Origin of the sequence: Nostoc sp. DedQUE07 (genome assembly GCF_034530975.2) — a bacterium.
GTDB lineage: Bacteria > Cyanobacteriota > Cyanobacteriia > Cyanobacteriales > Nostocaceae > Nostoc.
This window is the reverse complement of record NZ_JAVRCC020000007.1, coordinates 78,094-100,391: the sequence shown is the minus strand read 5'-3', so window position 1 is coordinate 100,391 and position 22,298 is coordinate 78,094. Positions and strand designations below refer to the sequence as shown.

The 22,298-nt window shown below is 40.5% G+C and carries 22 protein-coding genes and 1 pseudogene; 7 read left to right on the top strand and 16 right to left on the bottom strand.

Going from position 1 to position 22,298, the window contains the following annotated elements; genetic code table 11:
- Nucleotides 1–116 precede the first annotated feature (116 nt).
- From RMZ95_RS08065 to RMZ95_RS08050, 4 genes are all read right to left on the bottom strand, one after another.
- Nucleotides 117–506, bottom strand: coding sequence for a hypothetical protein (locus RMZ95_RS08065; protein ID WP_322671621.1), 390 nt, complete (start codon nucleotides 504–506; stop codon nucleotides 117–119).
- Nucleotides 507–569: 63 nt separating this feature from the next.
- Nucleotides 570–1,739: a zinc-dependent alcohol dehydrogenase gene (locus RMZ95_RS08060; protein ID WP_322671622.1), complete on the bottom strand. Its 1,170-nt coding sequence runs from the start codon at nucleotides 1,737–1,739 to the stop codon at nucleotides 570–572.
- A 59-nt stretch (nucleotides 1,740–1,798) separates the two neighbouring features.
- The gene (locus RMZ95_RS08055) at nucleotides 1,799–2,497 is read right to left on the bottom strand and encodes an SRPBCC family protein (protein ID WP_322671623.1); all 699 of its coding nucleotides are present in this window, start codon (nucleotides 2,495–2,497) and stop codon (nucleotides 1,799–1,801) included.
- 105 nt (nucleotides 2,498–2,602) lie between these two features.
- Nucleotides 2,603–3,700: a DJ-1/PfpI/YhbO family deglycase/protease gene (locus tag RMZ95_RS08050; protein ID WP_322686198.1), complete on the bottom strand. Its 1,098-nt coding sequence runs from the start codon at nucleotides 3,698–3,700 to the stop codon at nucleotides 2,603–2,605.
- Nucleotides 3,701–4,176: 476 nt separating this feature from the next.
- Between RMZ95_RS08050 and RMZ95_RS08045 the strand changes: the two genes are divergently transcribed.
- Nucleotides 4,177–4,575 (top strand): DUF6335 family protein, encoded by a 399-nt coding sequence (locus RMZ95_RS08045; RefSeq protein ID WP_322686197.1) that lies wholly within the window; start codon nucleotides 4,177–4,179, stop codon nucleotides 4,573–4,575.
- Here the strand turns inward: RMZ95_RS08045 and RMZ95_RS08040 are convergent, their stop codons facing one another.
- Both RMZ95_RS08040 and RMZ95_RS08035 read right to left on the bottom strand, forming a co-directional pair.
- On the bottom strand, nucleotides 4,576–4,992 hold the full coding sequence (locus RMZ95_RS08040) for a response regulator (RefSeq protein WP_322686196.1): 417 nt from the start codon (nucleotides 4,990–4,992) through the stop codon (nucleotides 4,576–4,578).
- Between the two features lie 765 nt (nucleotides 4,993–5,757).
- Nucleotides 5,758–6,555: a peroxiredoxin-like family protein gene (locus RMZ95_RS08035; RefSeq protein ID WP_322686195.1), complete on the bottom strand. Its 798-nt coding sequence runs from the start codon at nucleotides 6,553–6,555 to the stop codon at nucleotides 5,758–5,760.
- A 541-nt stretch (nucleotides 6,556–7,096) separates the two neighbouring features.
- On the opposite strand from RMZ95_RS08035, the gene RMZ95_RS08030 reads away from it, so the two are divergent.
- Nucleotides 7,097–7,459 (top strand): DUF2809 domain-containing protein, encoded by a 363-nt coding sequence (locus RMZ95_RS08030; RefSeq protein WP_322671628.1) that lies wholly within the window; start codon nucleotides 7,097–7,099, stop codon nucleotides 7,457–7,459.
- A gap of 61 nt (nucleotides 7,460–7,520) precedes the next feature.
- Here the strand turns inward: RMZ95_RS08030 and RMZ95_RS08025 are convergent.
- The 4 genes and pseudogenes from RMZ95_RS08025 to cobJ all read right to left on the bottom strand — a co-directional run.
- Nucleotides 7,521–7,626 (bottom strand): annotated as a pseudogene (locus RMZ95_RS08025) (ISKra4 family transposase); the annotation flags it as partial.
- Between the two features lie 129 nt (nucleotides 7,627–7,755).
- On the bottom strand, nucleotides 7,756–8,802 hold the full coding sequence (locus RMZ95_RS08020; protein WP_322671629.1) for a glycosyltransferase family 2 protein: 1,047 nt from the start codon (nucleotides 8,800–8,802) through the stop codon (nucleotides 7,756–7,758).
- A 536-nt stretch (nucleotides 8,803–9,338) separates the two neighbouring features.
- Nucleotides 9,339–9,581 carry a hypothetical protein gene (locus RMZ95_RS08015; RefSeq protein WP_322686229.1) on the bottom strand — a complete coding sequence of 81 codons (243 nt, stop codon included), beginning with the start codon at nucleotides 9,579–9,581 and terminating at the stop codon, nucleotides 9,339–9,341.
- A gap of 41 nt (nucleotides 9,582–9,622) precedes the next feature.
- Nucleotides 9,623–11,341: a precorrin-3B C(17)-methyltransferase gene (gene cobJ / locus RMZ95_RS08010; RefSeq protein WP_322686194.1), complete on the bottom strand. Its 1,719-nt coding sequence runs from the start codon at nucleotides 11,339–11,341 to the stop codon at nucleotides 9,623–9,625.
- A gap of 292 nt (nucleotides 11,342–11,633) precedes the next feature.
- Between cobJ and RMZ95_RS08005 the strand changes: the two genes are divergently transcribed.
- Together RMZ95_RS08005 and RMZ95_RS08000 are read left to right on the top strand one after the other, a co-directional pair.
- The gene (locus RMZ95_RS08005) at nucleotides 11,634–11,882 is read left to right on the top strand and encodes a helix-turn-helix domain-containing protein (protein ID WP_099103407.1); all 249 of its coding nucleotides are present in this window, start codon (nucleotides 11,634–11,636) and stop codon (nucleotides 11,880–11,882) included.
- Nucleotides 11,864–12,553 (top strand): BglII/BstYI family type II restriction endonuclease, encoded by a 690-nt coding sequence (locus tag RMZ95_RS08000; RefSeq protein WP_409882224.1) that lies wholly within the window; start codon nucleotides 11,864–11,866, stop codon nucleotides 12,551–12,553. The genes RMZ95_RS08005 and RMZ95_RS08000 overlap by 19 nt, the downstream gene beginning before the upstream one ends.
- Nucleotides 12,554–12,564: 11 nt before the next feature.
- Here the strand turns inward: RMZ95_RS08000 and RMZ95_RS07995 are convergent, their stop codons facing one another.
- Nucleotides 12,565–13,674, bottom strand: coding sequence for a DNA-methyltransferase (locus tag RMZ95_RS07995; protein WP_322686192.1), 1,110 nt, complete (start codon nucleotides 13,672–13,674; stop codon nucleotides 12,565–12,567).
- Nucleotides 13,675–13,956: 282 nt separating this feature from the next.
- The gene (locus RMZ95_RS07990; protein WP_322671633.1) at nucleotides 13,957–14,346 is read right to left on the bottom strand and encodes a hypothetical protein; all 390 of its coding nucleotides are present in this window, start codon (nucleotides 14,344–14,346) and stop codon (nucleotides 13,957–13,959) included.
- A 166-nt stretch (nucleotides 14,347–14,512) separates the two neighbouring features.
- Between RMZ95_RS07990 and RMZ95_RS07985 the strand changes: the two genes are divergently transcribed.
- Nucleotides 14,513–15,214, top strand: a complete 702-nt coding sequence (locus RMZ95_RS07985) for a DUF547 domain-containing protein (RefSeq protein WP_322686191.1) — start codon at nucleotides 14,513–14,515, stop codon at nucleotides 15,212–15,214.
- On the opposite strand, the gene RMZ95_RS07980 is transcribed toward RMZ95_RS07985, so the two are convergent.
- Nucleotides 15,199–15,954 carry a TIGR04283 family arsenosugar biosynthesis glycosyltransferase gene (locus tag RMZ95_RS07980; RefSeq protein WP_322686190.1) on the bottom strand — a complete coding sequence of 252 codons (756 nt, stop codon included), beginning with the start codon at nucleotides 15,952–15,954 and terminating at the stop codon, nucleotides 15,199–15,201. The two genes, RMZ95_RS07985 and RMZ95_RS07980, sit on opposite strands and share 16 nt — an antisense overlap.
- Before the next feature lie 264 nt (nucleotides 15,955–16,218).
- Nucleotides 16,219–16,710 (bottom strand): rhodanese-like domain-containing protein, encoded by a 492-nt coding sequence (locus RMZ95_RS07975; protein ID WP_322686189.1) that lies wholly within the window; start codon nucleotides 16,708–16,710, stop codon nucleotides 16,219–16,221.
- A gap of 169 nt (nucleotides 16,711–16,879) precedes the next feature.
- Between RMZ95_RS07975 and RMZ95_RS07970 the strand changes: the two genes are divergently transcribed.
- Nucleotides 16,880–17,767, top strand: a complete 888-nt coding sequence (locus RMZ95_RS07970; RefSeq protein ID WP_322686188.1) for a pirin family protein — start codon at nucleotides 16,880–16,882, stop codon at nucleotides 17,765–17,767.
- A gap of 335 nt (nucleotides 17,768–18,102) precedes the next feature.
- Entirely contained in the window at nucleotides 18,103–19,509 is a 1,407-nt protein-coding gene (locus RMZ95_RS07965; protein WP_322686187.1) for a collagen-like protein, read from the top strand.
- Between the two features lie 396 nt (nucleotides 19,510–19,905).
- On the opposite strand, the gene RMZ95_RS07960 is transcribed toward RMZ95_RS07965, so the two are convergent.
- On the bottom strand, nucleotides 19,906–20,466 hold the full coding sequence (locus RMZ95_RS07960; protein WP_322671639.1) for a nitrate transporter: 561 nt from the start codon (nucleotides 20,464–20,466) through the stop codon (nucleotides 19,906–19,908).
- Nucleotides 20,467–20,943: 477 nt separating this feature from the next.
- Nucleotides 20,944–22,119 carry a patatin-like phospholipase family protein gene (locus RMZ95_RS07955; RefSeq protein WP_322686186.1) on the bottom strand — a complete coding sequence of 392 codons (1,176 nt, stop codon included), beginning with the start codon at nucleotides 22,117–22,119 and terminating at the stop codon, nucleotides 20,944–20,946.
- Nucleotides 22,120–22,298: the final 179 nt, after the last annotated feature.

Sequence of the window (22,298 nt, the reverse complement as noted above, 5' to 3'; positions counted from 1 at the left end):
AATCCTGGATTTGTCTTAATTTTGAGACGCGATAGTTATCGCGTCTCAATAACCGCTAAAAAGTTATTCAAGTATTCGACTCAAGATTTACTAACCCTTTAGCTGCTATCTCTGAGTTAGTTACTAGAAGGAGTGCGATAATAACCTTCTCTACTTCCTTCATATGATGAAGTTTTATCTGCACTTCTATTTGTACTAGGATCAAAAAACTCTTTTGTAGCTTCAGGAGGTTTTTCATCCAAGTTTAATTTTTCGCGGATATTATCAACAGCACCTTTGATTGGATTTTGTGATTTTTGGGTATTATTGATTTGGGTATCGTTTCTAATTTCACCTTGCCCATTTGGTGTTCCTTTGTAATAAGTACCCTCTGGACTTGTAACATCAGCTTGTGCTACATCAACGTAGCTAAAAGCCTGACCCAGTAAAAATATAAATCCTGCTAAGAAAACTACAAGGATTTGAGAAATACGAATATTTCGTAACCAAGAACTTAGTCGATTCATAAACAACCTCAATTGCATTATGTAAGGTGGACAAATTCAAAACACTGAATGACTATTTGCCATTTAGGGTTTAAGAACAACTTTGATACAGTTATCTTTTTTTTGTTGAAAGATGTGGTAGGCGTGGGGTGCTTGTTCTAGAGGCAATTGATGGGTGACAACGAAGGATGGATCGAGTTTTCCATCCAAAACCATCTGCAATAACAAATGCATATATTTCTGTCCATGCATTTGTCCCATTCTGAAGGTTAAGCCTTTATTAAAGGCTGCACCCAATGGTATTTTGTCTACAAAACCACCATAAACACCCATAATTGAAAGAGTCCCGCCTTTACGACAGGCGACCATCATTTCCCGCAGAACGTGGGGACGGTCGGTTTCCAATCTGAGCTTTTGTTTTGTCTGGTCGTAGAAGTCTTCTAAACCAACGCCGTGTGCTTCTAAACCAACAGCATCGATGCAAGCATCGGGGCCACGACCACCAGTCATCTCTTTCAACGCTTCGCCAGCATTAACTTCTTCGTAGTTAATCACTTCTGCTTTGGCAAACTTTTTCGCCATTTCCAGGCGTTCGGGAAAGCGATCTATTGCGATCACTTTTTCGGCTCCCATCATGTAGGCGCTAATCATGGCAAACTGTCCAACAGCACCGCAACCCCAAACGGCTACAGTATCACCCGGTTGGATATCGCATAATTCTGCACCCATATAACCTGTGGGGATAGCGTCGGAGATGAATAACAACATCTCATCCGGCAAATCTGGCGGAACTTTGACGACACCCACATCAGCAAAGGGTACGCGGATATATTCGGCTTGTGCGCCTGCATAACCACCCAACATATGGGAGTAGCCATAAATAGCTGAGGTGATATTGCCAAACAATTTTTCTTGAATCCAACCTTTCGGATTGGAGTTATCGCACAATGACCACATATCACGTTGGCAATAATTGCAATTACCACAGCCAATTGTGGAAGGAACAACAACGCGATCGCCTATTTTTAAATTGTTGACTCCTCTGCCAACTTCCACGACTTCCCCCATGAATTCGTGACCAATAATGTCACCCTGTTGCACTGTGGGAATATAGCCGCCATAAATATGTAGATCGGAGCCACAAATCGCCGTGGAAGTAATTTTAATAATCGCATCACGCGGGTTAAGAATTGTCGGATCTGGTACTGTCTCTACCCGCACATCATTAGCACCGTTCCAGCAGACTGCTTTCATAATTATTAATCATTGGGCATTGGGCATTGGGCATTGGGCATTGGGCAAAGGACAAAGAACTACTTACGTCCAGAAGGTTGACCTTCAGTTGTGGCGATTTCGCCTGCTTCCATTAGCATTTTGAAGCGGCGCAATTCATCACCAATTTGCTGTTCTGGTTCTTCACCAAAAAGTTTAGCTACGGTAGCTGCCAATGCTCCGCCTGGTGGGTTATACTCCAAAACAACCTTGACTTCCGTGCCGCGATCGCCTGGTGCTTTTTTGAAACGGACAAAACCAGAATTATCAATGTCTGCACCTTCTACAGAAGCCCAAGAAATAAATTCATTTTCCCGGTCTTCGAGAATATCTGCATCCCATTCTACGGTATTATCCAAAGGTGCATTGGCAATCCAATGAGAACGTTTTTCGTTGTACACCTTGACAGATTTGAGATGCTTCATAAATGTGGGCAAATTCTCAAAGTCGTGCCAAAAGCGATACAATTCTTCTGGCGATTTATTGATAGTTACCGTCTTTTCAACTTTGATCGGCTGGTTTAGACCTATTGCTTCCTGTGCTTTCTGGATTGTGCTTTGCTTGGTTGCACCTTGATAAACCAAACCACCACCAGCTAAAGCCGTCAGCGCTCCTCGCAATGAACCTTGTCTTAAACCCATCAGCACCATCGCACCGCCACCGATAAGGGAAGCCCAACGCTCTACTTCACTAGCCTCTGGCTGGTTTGTACTTGATTTATCCCCTGATGTTGAAGTCACTTTTTATATCTCCATTACTGTAAATTCACCATAGAGGCGCAAATACCCTCTTCTTTCTCGTGTGTTATTTGCGCCTTTTCGGTAGCCATCTACGTTCAAAAAACCTTACATTGACACAGCAGCCCCTGTTGTCGGCTTAGGAGGCTGAATCTGAGCGCCTATCCGCGCTCGATATAGTTCTACCAATCGTTGCTCATATTTCGATGAATCTTGGTAAATTTGTTTGAAAATAGCTGTTGCTACTGGGTCAGTGTACATTGCACACAAATTGCCAATATCGCCGATACCGGTTTGCACATCACCTAGAGCAGAACGTAACTGATATATATCATCACTTCCTGTCATGGCAGTTTTCACTTTGGCATACTGATTGGCAATATTTGCCCCTAAAGAGGGTTTTTCACCCAATCGGTCAAGATAAGTTTCTAGTTTTTCAATGTGGCGCTGTTTATGAGCAATTATTTCTTGGAAAACTGATTTTACTTCGTTATCTGATTCCTTTTCAAAGTAGTTCTCAAATGCTTCTAAAGAATAACGTTCACCAGCAAGAGCAGTATTTAAACCTTTGGCAATATCACCTTTAGTTGAGCCACCCCAAGCATCAGCCAACTTCCACCATTCAGCACTTGTGTCTTTTTCATTTGGCAATGCAGCATCTTTGCCACCATAACCCAAACGGCTTAATATCGCTGTGGTGAAAATTGGCAAGTCTCCGGGTTCACGAGATGTAATCAAATTTCCGTCAACTACCACTGGCTCATCTAGATAATTTGCGCCAGCGTTAATCATGTCCTTGGCAATAGCGCTAAAACCGGTGGCTTGCTTACCTTTGAGCAAGTCACCTTCAATCAAAACTTGTGGGCCGTGACAAACAGCAGCGACTAATTTTTCTTGTTGTATAGCTTCTTGGACAAAGCGGACTGTGTTGATGTTTCGCCGCATTTGATCGGGAGCCATCCCACCGGGAATCACCACTGCATCGAATTGGGCTGCGATCGCCTCCGTTGTGGTACCATCGGCTTGTATGCTAAGTTTGCCGCGTTTCCCCTTATATTTTTCATTCATTCGGGAACCAAGGACTACTACCTCTATTCCTGCTTGTTTCAATCCATTATATGGAACTGTAAATTCTGCATCCTCTACTGCTTGTTCAATGAGGATAGCAACTTTTTTCTTACCGGAGTTATTGTTATGTTCAGTCATAAAATGGTATTACGTTTGTATTCTCTAGTCTTTAACTAACTACAACAAAAGTTAAATAAACAGATTATTTTTTGAATAAATAATCTTGAATTACTTATCATATTATCTGCCTTCACTACTCAAACTTATTTGAGTATTCAATTGGTTATTTAGCATTCAGATATTTAAAAAGTATGAAAACGAGTTAAAATGCTAAACTTATCATCAAAATTTTATTTTGGTTGCCTATTTTTGCCAAACAAGAAATAGTTATGAGTGAAAAGTTCGCCAATGAATAATTTTGGTTTGATAACTTATAACTCATAACTTCAACTACAAGTTCCTTGACCATGAATTCATAGCTACAATCTTATGGCGCGATCGCTAGTTTAGCTTCGTACCCAGGGGATAGATTATTTTCTTAGCTATACACCTCTAGTTAGACAAATTGCTGACAAGAAAACGTTATTGTGAGAATGCAGAAAAGAGCTAGGATCATGGCAGAAAAAAATCATAATGACAAAATTAAAAGTAATGATTTGCCACAAGAGATTACCGAATCCTACGGTACTGGTGTAAAAGACTTGCCGGGATACAACATTGGCGGACGCTCTATGCAGGATGAAAGAGACGAGTACACAGAAACTAGTCCTGAACTGACTGGTGGGGATGTTGATGCTTATTGGCAAGATGCAGATGCAGTTGGAGATGAAGCAGTTGGTGGTAGTACTTCCACTCCCGATCAAAATGTCACAGAGGACTTAGAAGCAGCAGTGGGGCTAGAAATGGCTGATTCTGAATTTCTGCATACCAACGATATTTTAGAGGATCGTGATGGCGATCGCTGGGAGTTAGATCCAAAATCTTCTGAAGATTATCAAGACCGAAGAGAATAACTACCAATTACAAGAAGCAACCAAATTAGCCACTATCTCAACTAGTTCTTCTGGAGCGATCGGTTTAGATATATGAGTGTCAAAGCCAGCTTCCAAAGCACGGATACGAGCCTCACTATCAGCAAAGGCTGTTAAAGCAATAGCCGGGACTCGTCCACACTTATTTGCTTTCAGCGCACGGAATTTGGAAATGAAAGTGTAGCCATCCTCCCCAGGCAACCCGATATCACTAATTAAAACATCGGGTTGCAATTCAGACAATACATTGCGTGCATCTGCTGCTGATATCACTGCTATAACTGTTGCTCCATCCATTTCCAAGACAGTAGTGATAAAAAAGCGGGTATCATCATCATCCTCAACTACCAAGATATCTAAACCAGTAAGAGTTCCAGAAGTTTGCATAATAAATGACATTTTATTTATCCTTACTTGCTATATTCGTAATTCGTAATTAAGAGAGTACAGAGCAAGCAGTGATTACAACTACGAATTACGTTAGCGAGTCCGCAAGCGTCATTATCAATTACGAATTATTATGACTTTTATACCCATTAGAGCTTCTTTTAGAGCAGATTTTAGATTTACAAAAGTAGATTGATGTGTTCAGAATATTGATGAGATCCCGAAGCAGGCTCTTTTAACAAAAAATGATTTAATACCATAATTTCAAACATATAGCTTGATGGTTACTACTCCTTTATCTATTTTCCTACTGGAAGACCACTTCGCACAAATGAAATTCAAGTGTCGTTAGAAAAGTCCTCACTTATCTTGATTTTCAGCATAATTCAAAATTCAAGAGTCAGGAGCGATGCCCTGAGTCTGCTGTTCGCGGAGCGTCTGAACAAGAAGATTTAAAACCCTTATTAAATCAAACGCGAACAGCGTCTCTAAAAGAGAAGATTTAGTGGTTTTCAATCAACGGCGGGTTTGTAGCGAGATCCCGCAGGGTATGACCCCACTCGTAGCGCGCCCATAGTCAAAGGCGGGCAAGATGCCCACCCTACAAGATTGGATAATTTATTTCTTGGAAGTCCCTTAAAAGATATATTTATGTTTATGTAGGTTGGGTAGAGTGAAACGCAACCCAACATTACCACCTTATTTATATGTTGGGTTACGCTATCGCTGCATCCAACCTACAAAACTATGGTTCTCAAGGTAGACAAGGTTTAGGAATTAGTGAGTTGAAGTAAAGCTATCCGTTTCAATCGAGGATAAAAATGATAAGGGCTGACTCATATTAGCAGCAAAGCCTAAAATTCCTGGATCTCGATGTTCGTAAAGTAACTGGCCTTTGGTATCAAACAGAAAAGTTCCACCACGCTGAGTTAAGTAGGCAGAATTAGGTACATAAGTATGCCAATTGCTGAGAACTTCAACCATATTCCGTAGCCGTAGAGTAGCCAATTCAAAGGGACGTTGAAACCCACTTCCGCCAGCTAATTGGAAAAACGAGCCTTTAAAAGCAGGTAAAGGAGTACCTTGAATAACTTCATCATCTTCAATAAGTTGAGGGGCTTGACGATCTCCCCTGTATCCCCGAAAAACTTCTTTTAGCGTTCCAGGACTTCCAAAGCCTGCACACATTAACACTAGATTTAGCCAAGCTTTCTGAGCAGGGGAAAGTCCAGGGAGAGGAAAATTGAGACCTGAATAAAGTTTGAGTTGGTGATGTAGTTCTCCATTAGGTTCAACAAATAAATTTTCCGGTGGAAATCCTGTATATTCACAAAATCTTATTCCAGAGGCGCGATTACCAATTCCCACTGCACGAATAGCGAGTTTTTCATCTGACAATTTTTTAGCTTCGCGCTGTAACCACCACGCATATTCAAGACTATCAAAATCCCCAAGTTGGGGCCAGACTAAAACCAGAGTATATGAGGCAGGCTCGCAATTTTCTAGTAGGGGGCGGATCATGCCATCACTAACACGCTGAAGTCCTGTCCGATCGAGGATAGTGTAAGGATTCATGACAAATGATTACTCGGATATTTGGGGTATCAGTGACACAGGATGTACTAAAGCATTAATATGCCATCATCTCAGGTTTGTGAATATTTTGTTATACTAGTTAACATAAGTTCATATTTAGTTTGATACCGCTAAGTATTTCTTTTAATTTTTTGATATTCCACAGTGCATCTCTGGTAAAAATGATGACGGGAATTGACCATCTTTTAATCCTGCTGTTTTCGCTATCTCTGGTAGCGATTTGGCTCGGATTTCTGATAACATTCTCAAGTGTAAATACTTGAATGCCTCAAAATGTCTCACATCCTCAAATATTGAATAATAGTGTTGACAATAGTTATCTATGAAGCCGACTGTATTTACTGCTTCCCTGCGCTACGTAACCATCAGAGTTACTTACTGTTTCGGTTTTTCTTCCTGATTATACTCTCCCCATAGTAACAAAAGAGGGATTAGTAATAATAGAATTTTTAACAGAGTCTATCAAAAATGAAAGAGGTTGATAGTCAAAGTAGGTATTTTTTGAGCGCTATTGATTGCCATGTTTATCTTCAATAAAAAATATTTTTACCTGACACTTTTACTATTTTTAATAGAGGTATGTATTGCAGTTTTTATAAATGATAGTTTTATTCGTCCTTTTATCGGTGATGTTTTAGTAGTTATATTAATTTATTGCTTTGTCAAAGCTTTTTGGAATATACACTCATCGATAGTCGCTTTATCAGTTTTTGCCTTTTCTTGTGCAATTGAGATTCTGCAATATTTTAATTTTGTAAATAATTTAGGATTACAAAAATACAAGATTCTGGCTGTTGCTTTGGGAAGTGTATTTGATTGGAAAGATATTATTGCTTATGCAATAGGTATCATAATAGTTCTATGGTTGGAAAATAGGACATGATTACTCGATCGAGTATTTCGCGGCGTTCAATAGGGAGAGTAAATTCACGAATAATATTCTAAATTCCATCATGTCCATCTCCAATACAGGTCAGTATAGGAGCTATGATTTGGCTGTTAACCCAATTAGACTACAAGATTATTTTCTTGGAATGAGGCTGCGTAGGCGCAGCCCGCCGTAGGCATCGCAACCAAGTTAGAAGACGTACAGCTTTATAATCTTTATAATCTTTCTAGTCACAGGGTTGTCCGATTACTCCCTTACCTCATATTTTTGTAACAATCTTTTGGTCTTACTTATTTATTATTTTTGGAAGAATAAAAATTGGGATGCGTTGATTTTCTTCGTTTTATTTGGAGATTATAAGGCATTTCAAAAACTAATTTATTACCCATCACATAGTATTGAAATCGACGTTTAATAATATTGTTACATCTAGAAATAAAATCATAAAAAACGCTCGGTTTTTTTGTGAGTTCTTTCAATGCTAATAACCAATTTCCTTGCTTGAGAGGCAATAAAACTTGATAGTAAGCTAAAGTTCTATTGTAAACTGCAAGATTATAAGACAGAGCACGCATTAAAGCTGGATTTTTTTCCACAACTTTTTGCTGCATGAAAGAATCAGTAGATATGCAAGATTGATTTAGACGTTTTAATCGGCTTTCACGTACAAGAGAAGAAGAGCGTGAACGGTAGAAATAATAGGCTTCTGGCACTAGAAAAAAGCGAGCGCCATTAATTAAACATTTCATATCAAGCCAAAAGTCCTCAGCTATGCTTAGGCTTTCATCGTACTCAATGCTGTGTTTAACCAAAAATTCTCGTTTGAACAGGGGCTTGCTTAAACCAAGATGTAGTCCTGCTTTTCCATAGACATCAGTTTTTACAAAATAAACGATATCAATTTGGAGAATTTTATCTATATGTTCTCCACTTTCTTGAATCAATGTACTCCAAGGAGATGTTGCACCATCTTTGATAAAATAAACATCATCTGCAATCATATCTGCATTTGCTTGTTCTGCCAGCAACACAAGCTTTTCTAATCTTTCATGAGCATACCAGTCATCTGAATCAAGAACAGCAATCCATTCTCCTTGGGCTGCTTTGATAGCAAGATTACGTGCAGCAGAAACCCCAAGGTTTTGTGGATTAACTATCACTTTGAGACGTTCATCGGTAAAACTCTTTGCAACTTCTACAGTTTTATCAGTTGACCCATCATCGACAACGATAACTTCAAGCTCAGTGAGTGTTTGATTTAAGACTGACTCTATTGCCTTCTTAATATAAACTTCAGTATTGTAGGCAGGGATAATTACAGAGACTTTAGGATTCATCAAACTAAACTCCTGACTAATCGCTATATGCTTAGATTACAATGTTAAAATTCCAATGAAAATTTGTTGAAGTCAAAATTCAGAAGTCAAAATCAAAACACTTAAGGATTCCTTGGCGTTGCCTTAGCGTCTCTGAAAGAGAAGCCTTTCGTAGAGAAAGAGCTTCGTTATCAATCGGGGATTTAGACCCATTAATGAATTCTTGCATCACCAAATTTTCTTGTTTTGTGAGATTTTGAACCCGATGATTCCTCCGCTATTTGTACAGAATTCAGAATAAATTTTGACTTTTGACAAATGTATTCTGTTTAATAATAATTTATTTTTTCATAGCGTAATCATCAATGGTTTTTACTCATTTATATTGCAGATAGGTGAGACTTATTGGGATTTTCGTTTGAATGAACTACATACACGAGTTGTATAGTAGCACAACTATGACTGCTGTTGTGAAAATTAAAAATTTTGATGATGTACCAGTTGCTGTTGCACACTTTTGGGAACTTTTATGCATGTTTTTCAGATTTTTATGTGTGTTAATAGCCTGATAATTGATGAATTGAACAAAAAGTAATGTTGGGCACATTTTCCACAGCTGCTTGTGTTTCGTTCCCTTGATGTACATACCATTCAAGAATTTTAACTCGCTTGATTTGTCCTATTTCTAAAGCATAAAGAGTAGCGTAGACGCTTTGCGGCTTGTCGCTAGACATCGCGGCATTACAGAAAATGCAAAATCCCATCCCTTTATCTTTGAGTGCCTTTAAAAAAGTGTTTATTTTGCCTTTTTTGCTCTCTTCGGTGACAGCGCCAATCGTGCCTAATATTCGGTATAGCGACGCGGCGTATAAACCCAGATATTACCATCGCGGCGCTTGATAGTTCGGGTTTTTGTGGAACCAACGAGAATAATTGTCCGCATATCAGCGCTTGCTGGTGTTAACTGCTCAAGTGCGATCGCTTTTACCGTTTGTCCTGGGCGGCCGAGATTCCGGGCCAATACTACTGGTGTATCTGGTGTTCGATGTTGCAGCAAAATATTTCTCGCTTCTGCCAGTTGCCAAGTACGCTCTTTAGAAACAGGATTGTAGAAAGCAATGACAAAATCGGCCTCAGCAGCAGCCGCAATTCGTTGCTCGATCGCAGACCAAGGTTTCAAGATATCGGAGAGGGAAATAGCACAGAAATCATGCCCAAGGGGCGCACCAATGGCTGCTGCTGCTGCCTGCATTGCAGAGATGCCTGGGGCCACATGAATGTCGATACTGTCCCATTCTGGTTTAGCATAGCGATCGCATACCTCAAAAACTGCTGTTGCCATTGCATAGATACCGGGGTCACCAGATGAAACTACAGCTACATATCGTCCAGATGCAGCCAAATCAAGGGCCATCTTTGCCCGTGCTTCTTCTTCGCGGTTATCAGACTCATGCCGTTGCTTGCCATCAGCCAGAGAACCAACTAAATCTAAATAAGTTTTATAACCCACTAAGTCAGTTGCCGACTTGAGTATCTCCTTGACTTCGGGAGACATCCATTGCGAACCACCAGGGCCCGTGCCAATAATCGCTAATTTTCCGCGTGGTTGACCGATGGTGTTGGGGTCGATTGCTTGAGGAGCAATAGCGATCGCAATATCAGGAGATGGAGATAAGGGGGATGTCCCAGTGGCGGCGATCGCTGCGGCTTGGACGGGGCTATAACCTTGTGAAAGTAGACTTTCTAACTGATTTGGGGTAAAAAAGCGAGTGGGCACTTTTAAGGCGCTAGCTACCGCGTGGATTGCGGGATCGGCGGCGGCGGCGATGGGTGCAAATATCCCGGCGACTGATGCTTTTTCTAGTTTGGCATCAGCTAGTAGCTGGTGTACTAAAGCTACTGCATCATCAATCATGCCACTCATTGCGATCGCGATCGTTGCTGGGTGGTAGACAAGCCTGTTGGCTGTAGGAGTCACCAAGCGTTCCGTAACTTGGATGGTCAAATCTCCCTGTGGATCTATGGGCAGTTTACTATCGCTCAACCAAGGCGCTATTCCTTCGAGCTTAACTTGCGCCCCAGCTAGCAAATCTGAGATAAATTTCTTCGCATCGTCTGGGTTTGCTAAATGGTATCCAGGGGGAGGAGATAACAGCGTTGTGCCTAAACGTAAATCGCCTGTGGTCGTAATTGCAGCTTTGACATCCAGCGCTTCAGCAATGCGGCGAGCCAAATCGTTTACTCCACCAAGTCCGCCCAAGAGAGGGACAACAGCACTACCATCTTCAGCCACAGCTAGCACTGGTGGTTCCTGTCGTTTATCCGAGATTACCGGAGCTAGAGTCCTAATTAAAATACCGGCGGCACAAATGCCAATTAGCGGTGTTCCTTGGGTAAATAACTCGCGCAGCGTCTCACCAAAGTTCGTGAAGCTGACATCAACTCCAGATGTGCGACCCTCTAGACCGTATAGCGTCGCCCCTGGTAAGACGCTGATTATCTTGCGTGCTACTGTCACGCTATTTTGACCTAGTACTACAATGGCAGGTGCAACATTCATGATCGTAAGTAGATATCTTGCAAAATTTGATATCCTTCAAATGAAACCACAGATATAGACATGTAGCGACTTCACATTTACAAGCTTGGAGAACTGAGAGTGTCATTTCTACGACGGGCAACTCTTGGAGAGGTTACGCCAACACCTACGTGCGTGCTGTCTTCATAATAGCTGTCCAAAACCTATTTTGGGTTTATCCCATATTAGGTTTTAAAATTTAACTGAGTTTAGCAATATGTAATAACTCTCATCGAGATCGAATAAACCATCGCCCGAAAAAAGGCAAGCTAAAGTGCCTAAATCAGTTTTCAGCGAAGATTACAATCGGTTTCGCCAGTTACTTATAGAAGCGCGGAAAGCTGCAAAGCTCACTCAAACAGAGTTGTCAGCAAAGCTAGAGCTTCCACAATCTTATGTATCAAAGTATGAACGTGGAGAGCGCCGTCTTGACGTGATTGAATTTTTACAAGTTGCCCAAGTTCTTGAAATCGATCCGCTTGCTTTTATCAAAGAACTGTTGAAATACCAAAAGGAGACATAATAATCATTATTCAATATGTTGACTTTAACGCAGCAGATACAATAATTAATACCCAATACCAAAACGAATGGCATGAGATTAGTACTACTCTCACTAGAATGCCTTTGCATATCAAGGCTTCAGATCAAGCTGGAATTCAAGGTAATGCAATATTCGATCCAGTAGGTACGAACGAATATATTAAAGCTGCTTTTATTCATGATGCTTGGCAATCAAATATTCCTATTCCGGCACCTTATAGATTTTTAGGTACAGATGTTGATTTTGCTAAAACTGGCATTATCATTGAAATTCAATTTTCTAACTATCCCTTTCTACTCAATAACACTTTGCGCTCAGAATTGTTCTTCAAAGCTAAAACTGAATTTGTTGGATACCCGACTAATTTGGTAATTATAGTAACAAAGGCTCTGATGTTTCCTGCTTCCAATAGCACTCTTTATTACGAGCAAGCTGTTAATCAGTTAACAGCTTTGGCTAAAAACCAAGTTTTTGATGTACCAATCAGACTGGTTGGATTATTTGAACAACAAAATACAATAGTTCCTATTATTTGGACTGAGTATTTATCTAAAAGATATTCGAGAACTGTAAATACTAGAGTTAATCGCCAATGCCAAATTATTGCGGGACGTTCAGCCCGTAGTCGTTGTCTAATTAACTTATTGTAAAAATTAATCTATTAAGTCCATAATCTCAATTCAATTTGTTCTACTTCTTCTACTTGTTTTGCTATTTTATTTTGTAAAGAGGTCTTTTTCCCATTACCATTAAGCTTTGCATCTACTGGAATCTCTTCACCTCTTAGATTAGCTGCAAAAGCAGATTCTTCATAAATTAATCTATCTTCCATTGCTTGCAAGTGATACTCTTCTGAATAAATTTTTGCTTTGCTGCGTTCTGAAGCTTTATTTCCTACTTGCACATCAAACTTAAATGTATCAATACATTGACCAGTTTTTTCAACATAATCACGCAATGTTTTTAAATTTGGAAAACAACCATTTTTATCCGGATTGCCACTGAGACGACGCAATGCAACTTGATGATATTTCGGTTCAATTTCTGACCCGATAAAATGACGTTTACCATCTCTCGCAACCACTGCCGTAGTTCCCGATCCCATAAATGGATCTAAAACAATATCATTTTCGTTAGTTGTAGCTAATATAATTCTAGCTACCAAGTCTTCTGGAAACTGGCAGGGATGTATAGTTTGTTCTTCATGATTGTGCTTAACATTCCGAAACAGCCAAATATCACCAGGATTTTTACCTTCTGGATTGCATGAAAGTTCCCCCTTTCGATTTCCTCGATAATGTTTCTTATTTTGATATTTTTGGGGAACTCTAATAGCATCTAGATTAAATTTATAGTTATCTGATTTAGTAAACCAAAGAATAGTTTCATGTCTACAAGAAAACTTTTTCTGGGCATGAAGACCATGTTGCCTAGCCCATATAATTCGGTTGCGAGGAATTAGTCTGCATGACTCTAAAATCGGAAAAAAGCGAATATCTAAAGGAATCAGCATTCCTCGGTTAGAAAAAGCACCAACTTGCCAAAATAGCGAACCTGTATTTTTGAGAATCCGGCTACATTCAAGCAGAACGGCTGTTTGTTCTGCCAAATAAATCTCAAGAGCTTGCCTTGATTCGTATTCTTTGCCTAGATTATAAGGTGGAGAAGATACAACTAAATCAACACATTCATCTGGCAGATTACTCAGCAGTTGTAAGCTATCCTCTAAGAGAATCTGGTCTAAGGGTAGATTCTCTCTATTAATCATCATTACGATACCTACCTTGCAAGTAATACTAGGCTTTCGTCATCATAACCTATTTTAGGTTATTAGCAAATTTAAATAGTAGATTGAGTATAATACCATACTTACTTTAACAATATACCTTGCCGCCGTAGACATATATACCTAAAGGCGATGGAGAAGCGATCGCATTCTCTCAAAAAAGTGCGATCGCTTATTAAATTGGACACTAGGGAGCAGGGCGAAAGGGGGAGAATAAAAAATTACCTCTTTCCCCTCTGCCTCTTGTGCCCAATCTCCAGTCTCAACTCAATTAGCTTTACGCTCTTTCAGCACTTGATCTAGCAAGTCTCTAGCAGGTTGTGCTTTAGCCAACGCTACTTGATGGTCATTATAAGCACGAACAAGCCGAGAAAGACTGCTCACACCTGTCTTGAGTTGCTCCAATTCTTCACCAGCAACTAGTTCGCCATCAAGCATCCGCCCAATTAACGGTTTAATATCGCCTACTTCCTGCCGGACTTTTTGGAGCTTTTCTAGAGAACTCAGTAAGGTTTTTAGTGAGTTCAATATGTCGTCAATATCTTGGGCATCCTCCACTGGCTCAGGTGGATTTTCAATTGCGATCGCATTTTTATCTGAAACTGTAGGCAATTCCTCTACAGACGTTTCACTTGTAACCCCATTTGACCGTGCCATCAACGCTTCCTCAAGGAATTTTCCTCAGTGTATCGCTGATTTCAAGTTGCCAAAGATAGTATTGTTATAATTCGTTAAATAAATACTTGTATAAATTCAAGTCTACGTTGCGATCGCGAAAGCAAAGAATTCTTTTAGCTACAGCCAACATATAAACACAGCAATAATGATTGATTTTGAACCTTGGGACAAGTTGTTGCGTCAATATGTCGATCGAGAGGGTCGTGTAAACTATATTGCTTGGAAAACTGAGCAACCTCAAGCGCTAGCTGATTGGTTGTCGAGTCAAAAAAATCTGCCTTTTACATCTAATAGCAACACTTCTGAGCAATTGGCATTGTGGATCAACCTTTACAATGCGTTCACCATTTCGGCAATTTTAGAAAGATACCCACTTGAGTCAATTCGTCCGCGAATCTTAGGCATTCCCAACTGGCTGGCTTTTTTGTGGTTCTTCCAACGTCGTGCTTATTATATATTTGACGAACATTACAGTTTAGCCCAAATAGAGAACCAAATTCTACGGAATCAATTACAGGAGCCACGAATTCATTTTGCAATTGTCTGCGCTTCAGTTGGTTGCCCGTTACTGCGGGCTGGAGCTTATTTTCCTCAACAAGTTACTCAGCAGTTAGATGAAGATACCCGTCGCTTCATTAACAATCCTGAAAAAGTCCGTTATGACTCAAATAGTAAAACGCTCTACTGTAGCAAAATCTTTAAATGGTATCGTCAAGATTTTCTTAAGGTCAAATCCTCTATTCCAGAATATATCCGCTCCTACCTAGAAACAGACCTGCCAATCAATGCCTCAACGCCGATTTCCTATCTCTACTATGATTGGAGCCTGAATCAGCGAATATCTTGATAAAATTGTTTGAGATAATTTGCATCAACGCCAATTCCCCACAAAAAACCGATATAAAGGTAGATTGCGTTTGCTTTCCAGCTACCCCATTTTGCGACGCGACGATCTGAAGAGTGAACAATGCGGTTCACCAGATAAATACGTCCTTTTTTAATCAATCTCAGGCATAAATCTCCATCTTCCATAATCGGTAATGCCTCATCAAATCCGTCGCAATCCCAAAAGTCAGTGCGACGACAAAACATTACCTGATCTCCGAACAACAGGCGCAATCCTCGAAAAAACAGGTGAGGTTTAAATAGCAGTGGTGCATAGTAGGTTTTTAAATAATTATGTAGAGAGATGCCCCAGCGAGTCGTTTGAGATCCACTCATCAGAGAAATGAACCCCCCACAGGCAATGGTTGACTCTGCTAGAGTTTGCTCGATTACAGTGATTAGGTCATCCGGCACCCAAGTATCTGCATGAAGAAAGCAAAGAATATCTCCAGTTGCAACCGATGCTCCGTAATTCATCTGAATAGAACGCCCACGCTGTTCAGATGAAAGAACTTGTACGCCTAGCGATTGATTGAATGACCCAAAGCATTGCTTTGCAACTGCCACTGTCTCATCATCGCTGCCACCATCTACTACTATCACTTCAAAAGCAGGCGGATTAAGTAAAGTCAATTGGCGCAATGTCCGCTCTAAGCTAACTGCTTCGTTTAAAGTAGGAATGACAATCGAAACTTGAGACATGCAGCTTAAGTAGTTTTATCGTTGCTTTTATTCTACTTGCTCAATGTTGACAAGCTCTTATATCATGTTCGCATAATTAGTTATGATTTCCACAGTCATTGCACCCCACACGCCAGATGCTCCACTTGGGGAGACCCCAAGACCGCACTGGCTCCCCTTAATCCCCTCCCCGCTCTTCGGGAGGGGAGACGAAGCGTAGCTTTGGCGGGGTGGGGTTCTTTGGGTTTAATAAGTAATGAAGCGAATATGATATTAGTCCAAAGGTCAATACTCCTGAGCATGGTAAGTAGTTTTTAGCAGTTTTCCCCAGATTGCATTGTAAGGATGTACAACCTTTGTCGGATGACCATTTTGAAAAATCGGCCTGTCTTCGTTTGCCCACTGAAAAATTCCACCACTCAAGTTATAAATGCACTTAATCCCGGCTTTATCCAGTTTTTGGGCTAATTTTGCGCTTCGGTAGCCAACAGCACAGTACACAACAATTGGTCTATCTTTTAAAGCTGTTGCAACTGCTGTTAAGTCCTCTGTGAGAGGATCTATGCGTACTGCTGTTTCGATATGACTAACTGCATACTCAGCTTGACTTCGTGCATCTAGTAATAATGGACGGGGCTTTGCAGAATCTGATAGTAATTGAGTTAATTGGTTACAATTAATTTCCTTAACAGTAGGAAACTGAGATCCAATCAGAAGTTTAATAAAGTTAAAGGTGAGCGATCGCACTTGTGAAAAAACTCTCTGGTTGAGAAACAATACTGACTGGGGCTGTGTTTCATATTTAATCGGAAAAAACTAGTCAAAAACAGGCGATCGCATTGGCATCAACTCTCCAAAATAAACAGATAACTCATCAAGATTAGCTTATTTGCAAGTAAATATACTTATAATAATTACAGCATTTACTAATCACCTGCGATTATTTATGGCAATTCTTCAACTGATTGAACCCGAAGTTAAAAATCTGGGTGGTTTTTCTGCCCGCCGCAGTTTGCCATATCCTAATCGCCAAACGGTTGGGCCGTTTATCTTTTTCGATCATCTTGGGCCGTCCGTTATGCCCCCCAATCAAGGCATCGATGTCCGACCACATCCTCATATTAATCTGGCAACAGTAACTTATTTATTTGATGGTGCTTTGATGCATCGCGATAGTTTGGGTACTGTGCAGGAAATCCAACCAGGTGCAGTTAACTGGATGACAGCAGGAAAGGGGATTGTCCATTCAGAACGCTCACCTGACTTTGACCGTCAGCAAGAAACTACTATTCATGGCATTCAAACCTGGGTTGCCTTACCTGTTGAACACGAAGAAACCGAACCAACATTTATTCACTATCCTGCTGAAATCCTTCCCTCCTGGGAAGAGAATGGCGTTACGATCAAACTTATTGCTGGGCAAGCATTTGGCTATACCTCACCTGTAAAAGTTCTCTCACCTATCCTCTATTTAGATGCAGTGTTGTCTGCTAACACCCACTTCACTATCCCTACAGATTATTCACAAAGGGCAGTATACAGTGTCACAGAGGGATTGAGGATTAATGGTGAACCGATCGAGCAATATCGTCTCGCTATTCTAGAGCCAGACGATCGGGTTGAGGTTTCTGCTACATCTGCTGCTCGATGTATTATTATTGGCGGTGAGCCGTTAGGTACACGCTACAAATGGTGGAATTTTGTCTCTAGCCGACCAGAGCGAATAGAGCAAGCGAAAGCTGATTGGCGCGACTATCGCTTTGCTAGCGTGCCAGATGAAACGGAGTTTATTCCACTGCCAGAAGTGGTAACAGAAGCTAATCCTTTTTCATAAGTGTGTCACACTTGGACACTCACTACCTTGCTTCAGGATGCCCAAGTTTAAGAGGTATTTGAATATAAAGTGAGTCTTTGGCGTAAACTGACCCAGTGGCTACCATGTTCTAACCAATAGAGTCAGAAAAAAATCACTATTAACCCAAGTTGCTAGTTACTCTTATGGGCGATCGCTTTGGGACAATTCCCCTCTGCCCCTCTGCTCCTCTGCCCCTAGAGCGGTCTTAATGATAAGTCTTTAACCAAACACGATCTCACTGGACAAGAGGGAGCAAATTGTTGAAAGTCAGCGTCAGGAGTAGATAATTCAACTAAAGTTTTAGGTGTAAATAGATGCACAATGGTTTTAGGAGTAAGCTGCCACTACTGCTGACATTCTGCTTATTTACTAGCTTTTTGCCTGCCTCTGGTTCAGTTTTATGTCCAGCCGTTGCCTCTGACGAATACTATAGAGTAGCTAGAAATTATGGCAGAGATGGACGCGCCGGAACCGATGGGCGATCCGGTAGAGATGGTAGCAGCGGTGAAAACCAAAATATTTTTGTCAATGGTTCACCTGTAAATCTTGACTTGTCGGGTAAAGATGGTGAAGACGGGGAAGACGGGGAAGATGGTTATCAACCTGAGTGTGGTTCCCAACGCGGCGATCGCGTCAGCCATGATATAAACGCACCAGATGGTGGTAGTGGCGGTAATGGTGGCAAAGGAGGAGATGGGGGAAATGGTGGTTCTTTGACAGTGTATTACAGCAATTTAGCAGACTTACGGAATATTTCTGTTCGGGCAACTAGTGGCGAAGGCGGGCGCGGTGGTAGAGGTGGTAGGGGTACGGAAGGCTGTAACTGTCACAGACGAAGATGGGAAGTAAAAACCTGCCAGGGAACTCCTGGTAGTCCTGATTACAAGTGTACTGAAAAGGTTTATCGATGTAGCGATGGTAGCGATGGGCGAGATGGCAGTGATGGTAGCGATGGTAGCCAAGGGCGCTTAGGAACTTTGAGTATTGTCAATAGCAAGGAACCTTTGGCCGCTGATACTCCAACTGTGCAGCTAGCAATGTCGGAACTGATAAATAAACAGTTCAAACTCTCGAAGAATAAGTGGAATCAACGCATAGGGGCGGCTTCTTTACTTGCGCCTGGTTCTGCGATCGCCGATGATTACCTTGAGTTTGAACAGCGTCTAGAAGAGGCTTTTCAAATAGTTTGGCAAGAAAGACAACCCATTACCAGCTTTGGCAATCAAGCCGTAACACTAAATTTAACTGATAACAAACAAGTAGAAATTACTTTTTCTGAGGAATTATGGGTTGAAGGTAACAGCAAAAGTGAGGCTAACTTAACAACATTTACTGTTAACCATGCCATTCCCAAAAAAGATGTCACCCGGTTAGCTGTGGCAGAGTTTGCCGATGCCGGACAAAATCTCAACTTAAAAATAGTTGATTTGGCAGCCAAGTCTGATGCTATTAATACTCAATTTCGCGTGAAATTCCGCGCCCAAGATAGCTCGCACGGTTTTTCTGGCTACAAAACTGAATTTGAAGGGGATATTCCCACCGAACTTGTGACTCGTGACTACAACCGTTTTATTCTAGCTTTGGGCAAGCTCAAAATTCCTGACGACGCTTTACGCCCTGGTGTCAACGTTGATATTGAAGTCGTAGCAACTCGTTCTTTAGGAATACGTTCTGCCAAGCAAACTATTAGCTGGCAGGGTGCAATCCGCAAGCCTAGATAAAGAAGAATTCAGAATTCAGAATGCAGAATTCAGAATCAAAACGCTCTCTACAAGAAGCTGCGCGTAGCTTCTGCCTTTGGGAGAAGAGAAGGCTAGGCTTTATACCAATTCGCAATTCGCAATGACGCTCGTTCCTTGCTAACGCAATTCGCAATTGAGAAATTTAGATGCAGCAAAGCTTTCAGAGGTTACATCTGTATCAGATTTTTCGTGAAATGGTATTACGCTGCGCTACCTGCCACTCGTACACAATTCATTCTGACTCCTGACACCATTTTGAAAAATGATTGCGACAGATGGATTCACACCAAGCCAGACGCACAAGGCAATTTCCAATCCAAAATCTAAAATCCAAAATCTAAAATGGTATGACTCCTGAATTCTGCTCGATAAAGTTTAAGAAGATTTTTTTCCATCTGAAACCATTTGCGAGAGAATATAGGCTGCGAAATCTAGTAACTGATCCAGCAAAAAGCCAATGATGCCGATGTATAATATTTCCTGGATTATATAATCAGTATTGCCAGCTTTATAAGCATCCCAGAGGGTAAAGCCAAGTCCTCTTGGGCCTGTTAACATTTCTGTGGCAATAACGATAAACCAGGCTACCCAAATGCTAACTTTCAAGGCATGAAATATGTGAAAAATAGCTACTCGAAAGTTATTATTCTGTCTCTTGAAATGCCGCATCCCTATTGCTGTATTAATAATCATCGTCCAAAGAGTTCCCACAAAAACTACTACAATAGCAGCCGAGTCGCTCTCTTGAAACGCAATTAGAGCAATAGGTAGCAAAGCGATAGGAGGGATACTATGTGGTATCTGAAATATCAGCCGAAATAGCTGATAAACCATGCTATTTATCCCGATTAAATATCCAATAAAACCACCCAACACAACTGCTGGAATATAACCAACAAATAACCGTTGCAGGCTAGCTAAAATGTCTAAAAACATATTATTTTCTCTGCCTCAGTTCTCATGGAAAACATTCGGTAAATACTGCGGCAACAACACAAAACAGGGCTGAGAAAAATGTATTTGATTACACATTCTATTTTGTTACTAAAAGATTTTTTATATCTTCTCCTGTTAATTATTAATTAAAAAACTTAGGTATTATTACGATGTGATAGGAGTAGTACAAAGAAGAGGTAAAGCTTGACTTGACTAAACTTTATCAGAAAAGCAAATTTTAATTAGTAAATTAAATACAATTTCGAGAATTTATCAAAGAAGGCAGTTATTGTTATATGTGACGTGCGTAGTTTACCGCACTTCGGCAAGGCTCAGTGACCACCGTAGGCATCGCTCCTTGACTATCTAAGCTGATGCAACCAGCCAGAAAAAGTCTTGAACGGCATGTAAAAATCAATTGGATGGGTATTCAAACCCCAACCAATTGTAGACAGTTGTAAATAATGACACAGTTCGCTAGTTATCTTTAATAAAAGACGCGATCGCCTTTTTTATCGGAGAACCGGAATCGTCTCTGGTATAGTACGTAAGACCTTCCTCAATGAATGCAGAAGTAGTATCTATTAACTGCTGAAGAATCACGGAATTAGTATTATCTATTTCTTCAGTGACTTTTTCCCCTGTAAATTTATTTTTCCGCTCTTCTGGAGGTAAGACAATGCGAGGATCTTTATAAGTCTCTTTTGGTTTGGGTTTAAATGTTTCATTTAAGTCAAACTGAAGACGTAAGTAACGTTTAGACTCATGTCCACCCATAATTTGTCGGCAAATCGTACTATCAATCTCAGATGTAGGTTCCATGAAGATGTTAGTAAGATTTTTGATCCAGTCTAAACCTCTCCATTTGCTTATTTGCTTATATTGATATGGTTGACCAGTTTGACCTGTGCCAATAGAAAGGATAGAAATATCTTCTAATCGCAGATTATTTAGTTTATATTGTTGCTTGATTTCTGGAGATACTGAAGACTGACTAATCCTCATCGCTAGACTCAAAGCTGCCAGAGCAGGGTTATTAGCAGAAACTCCTCCATCAATGTGGGGGAATTCCCAGTCACCAAATTTTTGTTTATCTACAGGTTCTAATTTATATGGTGGAAAAAAAGTAGGTGCTGAGGCAGAAGCGGTACATATTTCCCATAAATAACAGTCATCGTACCATCTATCTCCTAAATCTGGATGACAATTTGTAAAAAAGGTAGTGTTGCGATATAGCGTATCGTAAGCAAGAATCAAAAGAATGGGTTTTTCGATATCCTTAATTCTTGTGGATTTATAAGCATCTTTGAGTACGCTAGTAATTCCATCATGAGAATATTTAGATGGGGAAAATACCTCAATAATTGATTTGATGATGGACGGAAAGTTTTTGTAGCGCTCTTTTATTTCCAGAGGGAATATATCTTTACCTCTATTTTTATACATTTTAATAAGTTCATCACTTTCCTTTCCGATAGCAATCCCTCCTGCTAATATCGAACCAGTAGAAGTACCAGCAACCATGTCAAAATATTCGTGTAAAAACTCTCCTTTTCCCTGATTTCTAATTTCTTGTTCTACTTGTTGAAGTATTCGTGCTGCAACAATTCCACGAATACCGCCACCGTCTAAAGCCAAAATTTTGAAGGACATAGCAATTCTTTTTGATTATTTTTTTGTGGACAAGGATCGTGAGATGAACCACAATACAATTCCATTGGCTTGTTTACTCTTATCCGACTTATCCGATTTATCCGACTGGAAGAATACCTAAGTTTTTTTTTAACGAATTCCCTTCTCTACGAGACACTACCTATAGCTTGCTTATCTGT

Excerpts from the sequence above, each read along its gene's own strand:
- RMZ95_RS08065 (WP_322671621.1), bottom strand. The coding sequence starts at position 506 with ATGAATCGACTAAGTTCTTGGTTACGAAATATTCGTATTTCTCAAATC.
- RMZ95_RS08060 (WP_322671622.1), bottom strand. The coding sequence starts at position 1,739 with ATGAAAGCAGTCTGCTGGAACGGTGCTAATGATGTGCGGGTAGAGACA.
- RMZ95_RS08050 (WP_322686198.1), bottom strand. The coding sequence starts at position 3,700 with ATGACTGAACATAACAATAACTCCGGTAAGAAAAAAGTTGCTATCCTC.
- RMZ95_RS08045 (WP_322686197.1), top strand. The coding sequence starts at position 4,177 with ATGGCAGAAAAAAATCATAATGACAAAATTAAAAGTAATGATTTGCCA.
- RMZ95_RS08040 (WP_322686196.1), bottom strand. The coding sequence starts at position 4,992 with ATGTCATTTATTATGCAAACTTCTGGAACTCTTACTGGTTTAGATATC.
- RMZ95_RS08035 (WP_322686195.1), bottom strand. The coding sequence starts at position 6,555 with ATGAATCCTTACACTATCCTCGATCGGACAGGACTTCAGCGTGTTAGT.
- RMZ95_RS08030 (WP_322671628.1), top strand. The coding sequence starts at position 7,097 with ATGTTTATCTTCAATAAAAAATATTTTTACCTGACACTTTTACTATTT.
- RMZ95_RS08020 (WP_322671629.1), bottom strand. The coding sequence starts at position 8,802 with ATGAATCCTAAAGTCTCTGTAATTATCCCTGCCTACAATACTGAAGTT.
- cobJ (WP_322686194.1), bottom strand. The coding sequence starts at position 11,341 with ATGAATGTTGCACCTGCCATTGTAGTACTAGGTCAAAATAGCGTGACA.
- RMZ95_RS07995 (WP_322686192.1), bottom strand. The coding sequence starts at position 13,674 with ATGATGATTAATAGAGAGAATCTACCCTTAGACCAGATTCTCTTAGAG.
- RMZ95_RS07990 (WP_322671633.1), bottom strand. The coding sequence starts at position 14,346 with ATGGCACGGTCAAATGGGGTTACAAGTGAAACGTCTGTAGAGGAATTG.
- RMZ95_RS07985 (WP_322686191.1), top strand. The coding sequence starts at position 14,513 with ATGATTGATTTTGAACCTTGGGACAAGTTGTTGCGTCAATATGTCGAT.
- RMZ95_RS07980 (WP_322686190.1), bottom strand. The coding sequence starts at position 15,954 with ATGTCTCAAGTTTCGATTGTCATTCCTACTTTAAACGAAGCAGTTAGC.
- RMZ95_RS07970 (WP_322686188.1), top strand. The coding sequence starts at position 16,880 with ATGGCAATTCTTCAACTGATTGAACCCGAAGTTAAAAATCTGGGTGGT.
- RMZ95_RS07965 (WP_322686187.1), top strand. The coding sequence starts at position 18,103 with ATGCACAATGGTTTTAGGAGTAAGCTGCCACTACTGCTGACATTCTGC.
- RMZ95_RS07960 (WP_322671639.1), bottom strand. The coding sequence starts at position 20,466 with ATGTTTTTAGACATTTTAGCTAGCCTGCAACGGTTATTTGTTGGTTAT.
- RMZ95_RS07955 (WP_322686186.1), bottom strand. The coding sequence starts at position 22,119 with ATGTCCTTCAAAATTTTGGCTTTAGACGGTGGCGGTATTCGTGGAATT.